The organism is uncultured Lawsonella sp. (assembly GCF_947252745.1).
GTDB lineage: Bacteria > Actinomycetota > Actinomycetes > Mycobacteriales > Mycobacteriaceae > Lawsonella.
This window is the reverse complement of sequence record NZ_CAMXWW010000003.1, coordinates 36319-47800: the sequence shown is the minus strand read 5'-3', so window position 1 is coordinate 47800 and position 11482 is coordinate 36319. Positions and strand designations below refer to the sequence as shown.

The following is an 11482-nucleotide window of genomic DNA, read 5'->3' as shown; positions in this document are numbered from 1 at the left end:
GGGCTTTATCCAAAACGCGAAGGAGTTCTTCGGCATGGCATCGCCCGCCGAACAACCTGACTATGTCGAAGACTATGTAGAGTCTGATGACTATGACGACAAGTACGGTGACGGCTACGGTTACGGCGACTCCTACCAGGACGACTACGCCGCCCCGACGCGTGCAGGCAGCACCCCGCTTCCTCCGCTTGACCGCAGTCGCTATGGTGGGTCGCGTCAGGCTGATGCGCGCCCCTATACACCTGAACGCCATTCAGCACAGATCACCACAGTAAGCCCCAAGAGCTACGCGGAAGCGGAGCTCATCGGCCAGCGTTTCCGTGATGGTAACCCGGTGGTGATGGACCTGTCGAAGCTGGATAGTGACCTTGGCCAGCGGCTCGTTGATTTCGCTTCGGGTTTAGTGTTTGCGCTGAATGGTTCGGTTGAACGTATCGCTAAGAAGGTTTTCTTGCTGTCCCCGGCAGAAACTGTCATCGATGACGGAGAACGACGCCGACTAGAACGGGATTACGAAGCGTAACGCACCTCGGGTTCCGACAGTCAGGCGGTTCAGAGTGGGCTGTTGCACGCTTCTATCCAGCGCTGATATCGGCGAAAGAGGAAGAATCTCGGTAAGGTGAATCTGTGACTGTCTTTGCAACTGTGGTGTACTACCTGCTGCGCATTCTGTGGCTTTTGCTCATTGTGCGGATCACGGTAGAGATGATCCACTCCTTCGGACGATCGTGGTCTCCGGGGCCGAAATTGGCAGCCGTCTTGGAGGTTGTTTTTCGGGCCACCGATTGGTGCCTTGTCCCCATCCGGAAGGTGTTGCGTCCGGTGGGAATTGGGGGAGTAGGGCTGGATTTCTCTCCCATTATCGTATTCCTCGTTGTCAGTGTCCTGGTGTCTCTTACTGTCAACCTGGGTGCAACACCAGTGACTCTGGGAAGCCTATTTTCATAACTGAACTGGGCTTTCCTCCAGATTCCTAGGTGAAGAAGTCGTTTCAGAACTAGGAGTCAAAAGGAAAAGTCCGCTAGGCTTTTCAATGGACTGCAGTTTTTTCATAAAGAACGCTGCCGTTATGGCAGTATTATGTGTGTAAACTCATGTGACTCGTGAGAAAAAGAGAGGGAGAGTTCCCATGCCTACGCTGACCCCAGCAGACGTACACAATGTAGGGTTTAGCCGTCCGCCCATCGGCAAGCGCGGCTACAACGAGGATGAGGTCGACCAGTTCCTCGACCTCATCGAGGTTGAACTGAGTCGGCTCATCGAAGAGAACTCGGACCTGCAGCAGCGCGTTTCTGAACTGACCACCGAGCTTGATGAGGCGCAGAATTCCGTCGCTGCCGCACAGCAGGAAATCGATGCTGCCCGGAGTGATGCCGACGCTGCCCGTAGCGACGCAGAGGCTGCTCGTGCCGCCACCGCTAAGGCTCCCGCCGCTGCTCCCGCCCCCGCCCCAGCTCCTGCCGCCTCCTCCGTCCCGGGCGACGCCGAAACCAACCTCAAGGCTGCCCACATCCTTGGCATGGCCCAGGAAATGGCAGACCGTCTTACTGGCGATGCCCGCCGCGAAGCCGACGAGATGCTCTCCTCCGCACGTTCCGAGGCTGACCGTATGGTAACGGAGGCCAATGACACTGCTGACCGCCGGATGAATGAGACCGAAGCCGCCATTGCCCACATGGAAGCTGAGGCCGAACGCAAGCACACTGAAGTGATGGCGACCATCAACCAGCAGCGCTCCGTCCTGGAAGGCCGTATCGACCAGCTGCGTACCTTCGAGCGCCAGTACCGCGCTCGCCTGCAAGACCTCCTTGAAGGCCAGTTGGCAGATCTGCGCGGATCCAACATCGGAGACAGCTTCTCCAATAGCTAAATCTTCTCTCACTTCGAGAAACCGAGTCACACATTGGGTGACAGTAGGGTGGCAGTAGCGCCACCCTACTGTTGCTGCACTTCTGAGCTCCCGCCTGTCCCGTGGCGGGGGCTCGCTGTTAGTGAGAACCTGCCTACTTCCTCCAACTAGCCCGCCTCTCGCATAACTACCTGGGGTAGGATCGAAGTGTCGACACGTCGGCCATATACCAAGGAATGTTATGCTCATCCTCGCTCTCGTCTGTACTGTCATCGGACTCGCACTTCTGGTTGCTGCCCTTACCACCGGTATTCTCCCCCTTGCCTGGGCTTGTATCGGTGTCTGCGTTCTTGGCTTCATCTTCCTTATCGTGGACATCGTCAAGAATCGGAAGAAGAAGGCGGATGACGAAGCCGCGGCGCTCGTCGATGGGGTAGCAGCAGATGATCGGGCTGTCGAAACAGACGTACCTGCCCCCGATGTCGTTGAGGTCAACGCCGACAACTAGGCGTTGCTCGCTCGGACTGCAGCCTCTTTAAACCCCGCATACACTGTGCGGGGTTTTGTGTGTTTACAAGTTACTCATTGTTCACCCAGTGGGTAGGGGATTTCTCATAGCTCTTATTGGGAGTTTCGCAAGGGAAAACGTAGAATGAAGACCTGGCAGTGATCCGGCCATCACCGGGGAGTCTCCGGAAGAACAGCGTCTAGCCCAGTAGAACCGGACGGGAGAGCCCGACATAGCTCCAACGAAGCGGGTTGTGGATGAGCTACAACCAAGCGGGGTGGTACCGCGGAGCCTACAGCCTCGTCCCCGTGTCCCGGACACATTTAGCTAGACACGAGGAGTAGCTCCGTCGATGAGTACTGATTCTCAGAAAACCACGACCGGCGTAGGCGCCGCCTATCCCAAAGTCGATATGACCCAGGGTCGAGGCACCTCCAGCCCCTCCTTCCCGGAACTCGAGCAGCAGGTTCTGAAGTACTGGGAAGACAACAACACCTTCAAAACCTCCATCGCACAGCGTGAAGGTGCCGAAGAATATGTCTTCTACGATGGTCCTCCCTTCGCTAACGGCCTTCCGCACTACGGCCATCTCCTCACCGGCTACGTAAAAGACATCGTGCCCCGTTTCCGCACCATGGCTGGCTACAAAGTGGACCGTCGTTTCGGCTGGGACACCCATGGGCTGCCCGCCGAGCTGGAAGCGGAAAAGCAGCTGGGAATCAAGAATCGCGCCGAGATCGACGACATGGGGCTTGCCGAGTTCAACGCCTACTGCAAGAAGTCCGTTCTGCAATACACCCAAGAATGGAAAGACTACGTCACACGCCAAGGACGCTGGGTCGATTTCGAGAACGACTATAAGACCCTTGACCTCGGCTACATGGAGTCCGTCCTGTGGGCATTCAAGACCCTTTACGATAAGGGACTCATTTACAAGGGCTTCCGAGTGCTGCCCTACTCATGGGCAGAGCACACTCCGCTCTCCAACCAGGAAACCCACCTGGATGACGCCTACAAGATGCGTCAAGATCCGGCTATCACGATCACCATGCCGCTGTGTGTCCCAGCGGACCATGAACTCGCCGGAACCCCCTTTAACGGTGCGGCAGCCATCATTTGGACCACCACTCCCTGGACCCTGCCCTCCAACCTCGCAATTGCTGTGCACCCCAACGAATCCTATGTAGTGGTAGAGGTAGCGGGGGAGAAGGCCCCCGCGGCTCTAGCTGGGATGCGCGTCGTCCTCGCCGAAGCTCGGCTGTCTGCCTACGCCCGCGAACTCGGCAAAAAGCCGGAGGTGCTGGCACGGGTGACAGGCCGCGAGCTTGCCGGTCTGCACTACACTCCTGCCTTCGACTGCTTTGCCGACAATGAGAATTCGTTCCAGATCCTCCCGGCTGACTATGTGACCATGGATTCCGGTACGGGTGTCGTCCACCAAGCTCCCGCCTTCGGTGAAGACGATATGGCCACCTGCAACGCTTTCGGCATCTCCCCGGTGATACCCGTTGATATGGACGGTAAGTTCACCGCTGACGTGCCGGACTATGAAGGGCTGCTGGTCTTCGATGCTAACCCGCGGGTCATCAAGGATCTGAAAGCTGCTGGCCGGCTATTCCGGCAGGAAACCATCGACCATTCCTACCCACACTCGTGGCGCTCAGGTGAACCCCTCATCTACATGGCACTACCCAGCTGGTTCGTTGCCGTTACCAAGTTCCGGGAGCGCATGGTTGAACTTAACCATGCGGAGATCAACTGGATCCCCAGCCATATTCGTGACGGGCAGTTCGGTAAGTGGCTCTCCAATGCCCGCGACTGGAACATCAGCCGTAACCGCTACTGGGGTGCACCAATCCCTGTGTGGGAATCAGATGACCCTCGCTATCCTCGTACGGATGTCTACGGCTCTCTCGACGAGATCGAGCGGGACTTTGGTGTCCGCCCCACCAACCTCCACCGCCCCGAAATCGACCAGCTGGTTCGCCCCAACCCGGATGACCCCACTGGTCAATCCATGATGCGTCGCGTTCCTGAGGTTCTCGACTGCTGGTTTGAATCCGGTTCCATGCCGTACGCACAGGTACACTACCCCTTCGAGAACAAAGAGTGGTTCGAGTCCCACTACCCGGGCGATTTCATCGTCGAGTACATTGGTCAGACGCGTGGCTGGTTCTACACGCTGCATGTTCTCGCTACCGCTCTCTTTGACAATCCCTCGTTCAAGACTGTGGTCGCCCATGGCATCGTCCTCGGCAATGACGGCCTCAAAATGTCCAAGTCGAAGGGGAACTACCCTAACGTTAACGAAGTGTTCGACCGCGATGGGTCTGACGCTATGCGCTGGTTCCTTATGTCCTCCCCAATTCTGCGTGGTGGCAACCTCATAGTGACCGAGCAAGGCATTCGTGACGGGGTTCGGCAGGCGCTGCTCCCGCTGTGGAACGCCTACAGTTTCTTCCAGATGTATGCTTCCGAAGAGGCTACTTTCCGTACTGACAGCAGCAATATGCTGGACCGCTACATTCTTGCGAAGCTGGCGGAGACCCGGGACACCCTCACTGAGCAGATGATGAATACGGACATCGCCAACGCGTGTGAGACCCTTCGCCTCTTCATTGATGCACTCACCAACTGGTATGTGCGTCGTTCCCGCACTCGCTTCTGGGAGGGGGAACAGTCTAGCCAGGATACCAAGCACGCGTTCGATACTCTCTACACTGTGCTCGAGGTAACGTGCCGTCTGGCTGCACCGCTGCTGCCGTTTGCTACGGAAGTCATGTGGCGTGGTCTCACCGGTGGCGAGTCAGTGCACCTCACCGACTGGCCGAAGGCAGATCTACTACCGCACGATGCAGAGCTGGTGGACGCCATGGATCGTGTGCGTCTGGTGTGCTCAACGATTTCCTCTATTCGTAAGGCCCATAAACTCCGTGTGCGCCTCCCGCTGCTGTCTGCCACCGTGGCGATCCCGCATGTGGACGCGCTAGCCCCGTTCACGGACATCATTGCCGAGGAAATGAACCTGCGTGAGGTGAAACTTAGTGAGGATGTCGCCGCCTATGGCGAATTCCAGCTGCAGGTCAATGCAAAAGTGGCTGCACCGCGACTGCGTGGAGATGTACAGAAGGCCATTAAAGCGGCGAAAACTGGGGATTACCAGGTGCACGCTGATGGCACCGCTACTGTTGGCGGCGTCGAACTCTTTGACACCGAGTACACCCAACGTCTCGTCGCACAGGATCCCGAGTCTACGGCAGCCCTGCCCGGTGGTGCAGGACTCGTCATCCTCGATATGACACTCAATGATGACCTCGAGTCCGAAGGCTGGGCCAAGGACCGAATCCGTGAGATCCAGGATGGTCGACGTGCAGCTGGCCTCGACATCTCTGACCGCATCAGCCTGACTCTGGGAGTCCCCAGTGAACTACAGGCATGGGCAGAGCGACACCGTGACCTCATCGCCGGTGAAGTACTCGCCACAGAGCTGACGCTCACCAGCCCAGACAAGGGTGGAGAACTTGACCTGGGTGATGGCGTGACTGGTGCTCTGCACAAGGTCGCCGACTAGCCAGAAGTCCCTCCGTCGACATATCAAAGGGCCCCTCCCGGCGCTCCATGAGCAGGGGAGGGGCCCTTTGTGTCCCATCACTAGCCAGGTGAAACCTGGGTGGTTGACACTAACGGCCCATCAGAGACACGTTTTCGCCATTCTTAGCCAGCGTTTGGCGAATGACCAGAGCAGACACCAGCATGGTGATGCCCAGCGCAATTGCCAGTACTCCCAGGGCCCAGGCAATGCCGATGAGGGACGTGAAGGGCGAGATGAGGAGCAGCAGACCGATGATGATCTGGGCAATACCGCTGACAATCACCGGCCAGCCCACACCAGCGACGGCAGAGATGCTGCCAGCACCAATGTTGCCAATTCCGGAAATTAGTGCGACCAGACCAAAGATGAGAGCCAGTACCACGCTGAACGTGTCGGGGTTCACCGCTGCAGCGATACCGATGACAAGGCCAACTACGCCAAAGAACACGCCAACACCCCAGACGGGGGACACGCCCTTCGTTGCGAAGGACAAGGCGATAATAGCGAGCGCGCCGATGATAATGCCGACGGCACAAATGATGGTGACCACCTTCACGGTGCCACCCGGCCACGCCACGGCGACAATACCGATAAGGAGGGCAAGCACGCCCACAACGAGCCATGCACGCCAGAGAGCACGGGCCGCCTTTTCAATGAATTCCATTTTTTCTCCAAGCTAGGGCGACTGAGGGGATAGAAAGAGCGCCCACTATCTTCACTTTCCAGCATAACGGCAGGTTGGTGTAATTTCCGGAAATGCCTGGGGCGACCTCCGCTTCTCTCTGACAGCTGCCAATGCCTTAGACTGGCAGCGTGAGCAGCGCATATCCTTTGACCGACCATGATCTGGCCAACCGCCAGTATCGGTGGGTACTGCACTGTGATATGGATGCCTTCTTCAGCTCTGTCGAGCAGCTCACCCGCCCGACGCTGCGAGGACGCCCCGTGTTGGTCGGGGGACGGTCGGGGCGAGGTGTCGTCGCGGGAGCCTCCTATGAAGCGCGAGCTCTAGGTTGTCATTCTGCAATGCCCATGCACCAGGCGGCCCGGCTGATCGAACCGCGGGGCGTCGTCGTCCGCACGCGTGGTGAGGTGTACCGCACTGTTAGCCGCCGTATCTTCCGACTCCTGCAAAACTACGTGCCAGTGATTGAGCAGCTGTCTGTCGACGAGGCCTTTCTCGAACCGGCAGAGCTACGCGATTGTACGGGCTACGAGGTGCTGGAGTATTGCGAGATGCTCCGGAAGATCGTGCGCGAAGAGATCGGACTGAGCCTCTCATTTGGCGCCGGGGTGGGGAAGCAGTACGCAAAAATCGGATCTGGGATGGCAAAACCAGATGGTGTTCAGCTCATCCCCGCATCTCGCATGCACCAGATCCTCCGTCCCCTCTCCGTCCGTGCGTTATGGGGAGTGGGACCTGTCAGTGAAGCGAAGCTCCGACACGAGGACATCCTCACCATCGGGGATCTTGCTGACCTCCCGGAACGGGATGTCACTGCTCTCCTCGGTTCAGCAGTAGGGCGCCAACTACAGGCATTAGCGCGCGGGTTCGACGACCGTCCTGTCCACGAGCGTGCCATCGCCAAGCAAATCAGTTCAGAATCCACTTACCGCACCGACATCACAGACAAAGCCGGGATTATGGCAGCAATTGACGATAACGGGGATGATGCCCACCGCCGTCTCCTCCACGATGGACGGGCCGCGCGAACCGTGACCGTCAAACAAAAACTCGTCAACATGACCATTGTCTCCCGCTCCGCCACCTTGCCCTACGCCACCACCGATCTGCGAACTCTCCTAACACTCGCCCACCGCCTTGCCCTAGACCCACAGCAGGTGGGGGCTTGCCGATTGGTAGGGGTCAGCCTTTCTGGGCTCACCAGCATTCAACAGGAATCCCTGTTTCCCGAACTTGACTGGGAAGTTCGGATCGAGGAAGAACGGGATGACGGCGCACTAGCCTCCTCCGCTTTCCTCCCTGGTTCCACGGGGCAAGGCGTGTATGGGTCAGAACGCACCCTTCTCCATATGCCAGCCCGTCCCCGTTGGTCTGCCGGAATGGATGTTCTCCACCCTGAATACGGGTTCGGATGGGTACAGGGGGCTGGGCAAGGAAAAGTGACGGTCCGATTTGAGACGCGCACCACCGGTCCAGGCCGCTCCCGTACGTTCGCGGAAGAAACCGTCGACCTCACCCCTGCCGACCCACTCCTGTGCCTCGACTGGCCAGAGGAGGAACTCTACCGGCGTACCGAAGAGTGACCATTCGCACACTGTGCTGCCGCACGGAACACCTGCTCAATCTCCGCAGCCGCATAGCCTGCCTGCAGTAGTGCAAGCACCACCATTCTGCACTGTGGCGCCCGCAAGTAAGGGCAAAGGGGAATACCCGCGGCAGCGAGCTCGGCACCTCCACCGGGACAGCCATACACAGCCTGCACCGTTCCCAACGGAACACGTGTGGTCACCACCACTGCCACCTCAGGATGGGCAGCCCGCAGTCGGCATAAGGTCCGGGCTGCCGCAACCGGCAGATTACCGCTACCCAATGCTTCCACGACGACCGCCCGAACAGGATTATCGGGTGAAGGAGTAGCCGCACAGCGCAGCAGAGAACCGTCATCCCCAAAATCACTCGTCACAATCCGTACCAGCGGAGTGTCGGGAGCCAAAAGAGGCGTAGGGCGGAGAGGTAGTGTCACCGTAGGCAGGACTGGAATCCGCAAGCCAAGCCCGGGGCTCACACTGGCAAAAGCCTCCTGTTGGTCGGTAGCTATTTTCACAACACCCCATGCGGGCAAGACACGGCCAGCAAAGACAACATGAACTGCGGCCGCACTATCGTCTTGCAGCACAAAGTGGAGCGCGTCTGCCAAGTTCTTCGGTCCATCCGGGTGTGCGCTATCGGCGGCGAACGACGCCCCTGTCACAGCGAGTGGACACTGGTAGTCGGCGAGTGGACACACCATCTGCAACCACAGGGCTATGGACTCCAGCGTGTCGGTTCCGTGCACCACCACAATGCCGCTAGCCCCGTCACGCAGAGCCGCAAGCACAGCAGCCGTCACTGCATCGACATCAGCAGGCTGCAGCTGTGAGGAATCTTTCTGATAGACATCGACCACCTCCACCACGGCTTCACTCAACGCGCGGACAGCAGGGTGATCGACGGGCAGCGCACGTAGCAGCTCGCTGCCCCCTAAGGCAGGCCGAACCGCACTGGACGTGCCGTCAGAGAGAGTGACAGATGTTGTACTAGATATGGTGCCACCCGTCGTTAGCACCACAATGCGCGGAGTACTCACTCTTTAAGAGTGTGGGTTTTACACGGAAAGGTCAATAGCGACCTGCCGAGCAAGGAAATACAGGGCCAAGCGGAGAGCGCGCCGAAAAACGAGTAATGTGACTGTAGAACATTACTTTGGACCATAGTGGGAGCCTCATGACTGCACGACGCATCGGCGCGGCCCTCATCGCCGTCACTGCGGCGGTGTCGTTAACCGCGTGCACCACCTCCGTACCGCCCGAGGTGCAAGCGAGCCGTAGCGCTGCCATGAGCTCTCTCAAACGCCCCGCTGTCCCCGAACCCACCCTCAAACAGCTGCAAGGTCTTCTAGACCGAGCACTCGACCCCAAAGTCCCTGTCGATGAGAAACTCGACACGGTGCAAGGTGCAGAAAAATCTCCGGAGCTTTACGAAAAGATCACCCAGGCGAAGCAAGAATCGAAAGCGACTATTACGTTGTCTGGCCAGATTATCCCGGTCGACCCCACCACCCGCACTGTGCATGTGGAAATGGCTATCCCCGGTCAACCTGCCCAGGGGAGCGAGGTAAAGTTCGTCTACGACAAGAAGAAGTGGAAGGTCTCCAAGTCTTACGTCTGCAACACCATCTCGCTCCTCATGCCGGATAGTGTTCCCGCAGTCTGCTCTACATAATGCCACCTGTCCCCACCACCACTCTCACCTCAGGAGAATGTGCCAAGAGTGTCCACCTCACAGAAGAAGCAGCCGCTCCCACCCCTGCCTGCTGATGTCATTGCGCGCCGGGCTGCAGCGAAACGGCGCAGCCTCTTCTTCGCCCTCGCTGGCATTATCCTGGTGGCCGACTACCTGACGAAAGCATGGGTTGTTGCGACCATCCCAGTGGGAGAAACCCACGCCTCATGGGGCATCCTGCGCATCACTCATGTGCTTAACTCTGGTGCAGCTTTCGGCCTAGGAGATAAATTCACGGTAGCCATCACGATCATCAGTATGATGATCATTTCCGCAGTTGCCTCCGCACTCTGGCGTTCTACCAATTCCGCCTGGGCAGCTGGACTCGCCCTCATCCTGGGAGGCGCTTTCGGAAACCTCTACGATCGTCTCTTCCGCCCGCCCGCCCCATTCTCCGGGCATGTCGTAGATTTCATTTCCGTAGGAAAGTTCCCCGTCTTCAATATTGCCGACAGTGCCGTCACCATTGGGGTGATTATTGTCGTGATCTGCATTATCGCGGGGAAGAAGCTTACTGGTGTGCCCCGTCAAAACGACTCAACAGCCGATAACGCACAGGTGTCCCGGGCATGAGTGACTACCGTGCAATGCCAGTACCTAACGGCCTCGTTGGGCTGCGTACTGATGTCGCACTTTCCCGCATCTTGGGTGTCTCGCGTAGTGCAGCTGCTGTACTCGCTGAAGAAGGGAACGTCACCCTCGACGGGAGCACAATTGGAAAGTCTTTCAAAATGGTGGAAGGCTTCCTCGAGGTCACGCTGCCGGACCCTCCTCAACCCCTCACTGTGGTCGCCGAACCCGTCCCCGGTATGCACGTGCTGTATGCCGACGACGATATTGTCGTCGTGGACAAGCCCGCGGGCGTCGCCGCACACCCCTCCGTGGGGTGGAGCGGACCGACCGTCATTGGTGGATTGGCAGCAGCAGGGTATCGTGTGACAACCTCCGGTCCGCCGGAGCGAAAAGGGATCGTCCACCGTCTGGATGCTGGAACCTCCGGCACAATGGTAGTGGCGACCTCAGAGCACGCCTACACCGTCCTCAAACAAGCGTTTCGCGATCGAACAGTAGAAAAAACCTACCATGCCATCGTGCAGGGCTACCCGGATCCGCTCTCTGGTACTATCGACGCTCCAATTGGCCGACACAGCGGAAACGATTGGCGTTTCTGTGTACGCTCCGACGGCAAACCATCCATTACACACTATGACACGCTGGAAGTGTTCCGCCGGGCGACCCTCCTCGACATTCATTTGGAAACGGGGCGTACTCACCAAATCCGCGTCCACTTCTCGGCACTGCACCACCCCTGTGTGGGTGACCCTACCTATGGGGCTGACCCGACACTTTCCGCAAAACTCGGGTTAGAGCGACAATGGTTGCACGCCAAGAAATTGGGGTTCACTCATCCGGCAGATGGCCGATGGGTCGAGTTTGAGAGTGACTACCCTGAGGATCTCGCCACCGCACTCGACATCCTCCGTGCCGAGAGCTAACTGCCGACCTGATTTGTCGGACGCTGGTGAT

At 58.3% G+C, this 11482-nt stretch carries 11 protein-coding genes; 9 read left to right on the top strand and 2 right to left on the bottom strand.

The features are described from left to right. The first annotated feature begins 34 nt into the window (after positions 1–34). The 5 genes from Q0X28_RS04050 to ileS all read left to right on the top strand — a co-directional run bounded on the left by Q0X28_RS04050 (position 35) and on the right by ileS (position 5928). A complete protein-coding gene (locus Q0X28_RS04050) occupies positions 35–523 on the top strand; it encodes a cell division protein SepF (RefSeq protein WP_298576725.1) in 489 nt (162 codons plus the stop codon). 104 nt (positions 524–627) lie between these two features. Next, positions 628–948 carry a YggT family protein gene (locus Q0X28_RS04045; RefSeq protein ID WP_296238725.1) on the top strand — a complete coding sequence of 107 codons (321 nt, stop codon included), beginning with the start codon at positions 628–630 and terminating at the stop codon, positions 946–948. Between the two features lie 181 nt (positions 949–1129). Next, positions 1130–1870, top strand: a complete 741-nt coding sequence (locus Q0X28_RS04040) for a DivIVA domain-containing protein (RefSeq protein WP_298576723.1) — start codon at positions 1130–1132, stop codon at positions 1868–1870. A gap of 220 nt (positions 1871–2090) precedes the next feature. After that, positions 2091–2357 carry a hypothetical protein gene (locus Q0X28_RS04035; protein WP_296238721.1) on the top strand — a complete coding sequence of 89 codons (267 nt, stop codon included), beginning with the start codon at positions 2091–2093 and terminating at the stop codon, positions 2355–2357. Positions 2358–2709: 352 nt separating this feature from the next. Next, positions 2710–5928: an isoleucine--tRNA ligase gene (gene ileS, locus Q0X28_RS04030; RefSeq protein WP_298576720.1), complete on the top strand. Its 3219-nt coding sequence runs from the start codon at positions 2710–2712 to the stop codon at positions 5926–5928. A gap of 109 nt (positions 5929–6037) precedes the next feature. On the opposite strand, the gene Q0X28_RS04025 is transcribed toward ileS, so the two are convergent. Then, on the bottom strand, positions 6038–6613 hold the full coding sequence (locus Q0X28_RS04025) for an HdeD family acid-resistance protein (RefSeq protein ID WP_298576718.1): 576 nt from the start codon (positions 6611–6613) through the stop codon (positions 6038–6040). 149 nt (positions 6614–6762) lie between these two features. Between Q0X28_RS04025 and Q0X28_RS04020 the strand changes: the two genes are divergently transcribed. Then, the gene (locus tag Q0X28_RS04020) at positions 6763–8217 is read left to right on the top strand and encodes a DNA polymerase IV (protein ID WP_298576716.1); all 1455 of its coding nucleotides are present in this window, start codon (positions 6763–6765) and stop codon (positions 8215–8217) included. Here Q0X28_RS04020 and Q0X28_RS04015 read toward each other — a convergent pair. Beyond that, entirely contained in the window at positions 8196–9260 is a 1065-nt protein-coding gene (locus Q0X28_RS04015) for an asparaginase (protein ID WP_298576714.1), read from the bottom strand. The two genes, Q0X28_RS04020 and Q0X28_RS04015, sit on opposite strands and share 22 nt — an antisense overlap. Positions 9261–9397: 137 nt before the next feature. On the opposite strand from Q0X28_RS04015, the gene Q0X28_RS04010 reads away from it, so the two are divergent. Genes Q0X28_RS04010 through Q0X28_RS04000 form a run of 3 tightly spaced genes read left to right on the top strand, consistent with a single transcriptional unit; the run spans position 9398 to position 11451 of the window. Further along, the gene (locus Q0X28_RS04010) at positions 9398–9895 is read left to right on the top strand and encodes a hypothetical protein (RefSeq protein ID WP_296238711.1); all 498 of its coding nucleotides are present in this window, start codon (positions 9398–9400) and stop codon (positions 9893–9895) included. 48 nt (positions 9896–9943) lie between these two features. Then, positions 9944–10528, top strand: a complete 585-nt coding sequence (gene lspA / locus Q0X28_RS04005) for a signal peptidase II (protein WP_296238709.1) — start codon at positions 9944–9946, stop codon at positions 10526–10528. Continuing rightward, complete coding sequence (locus Q0X28_RS04000) at positions 10525–11451, top strand: RluA family pseudouridine synthase (RefSeq protein WP_296238707.1); 927 nt, start codon at positions 10525–10527, stop codon at positions 11449–11451. Before lspA ends, Q0X28_RS04000 begins: the two co-directional genes overlap by 4 nt. Positions 11452–11482: the final 31 nt, after the last annotated feature.

Coding starts and splice junctions, on each gene's coding strand:
- Q0X28_RS04025 (WP_298576718.1), bottom strand. CDS start 6,613: ATGGAATTCATTGAAAAGGCGGCCCGTGCTCTCTGGCGTGCATGGCTC.
- Q0X28_RS04000 (WP_296238707.1), top strand. CDS start 10,525: ATGAGTGACTACCGTGCAATGCCAGTACCTAACGGCCTCGTTGGGCTG.
- Q0X28_RS04035 (WP_296238721.1), top strand. CDS start 2,091: ATGCTCATCCTCGCTCTCGTCTGTACTGTCATCGGACTCGCACTTCTG.
- ileS (WP_298576720.1), top strand. CDS start 2,710: ATGAGTACTGATTCTCAGAAAACCACGACCGGCGTAGGCGCCGCCTAT.
- Q0X28_RS04010 (WP_296238711.1), top strand. CDS start 9,398: ATGACTGCACGACGCATCGGCGCGGCCCTCATCGCCGTCACTGCGGCG.
- Q0X28_RS04050 (WP_298576725.1), top strand. CDS start 35: ATGGCATCGCCCGCCGAACAACCTGACTATGTCGAAGACTATGTAGAG.
- Q0X28_RS04040 (WP_298576723.1), top strand. CDS start 1,130: ATGCCTACGCTGACCCCAGCAGACGTACACAATGTAGGGTTTAGCCGT.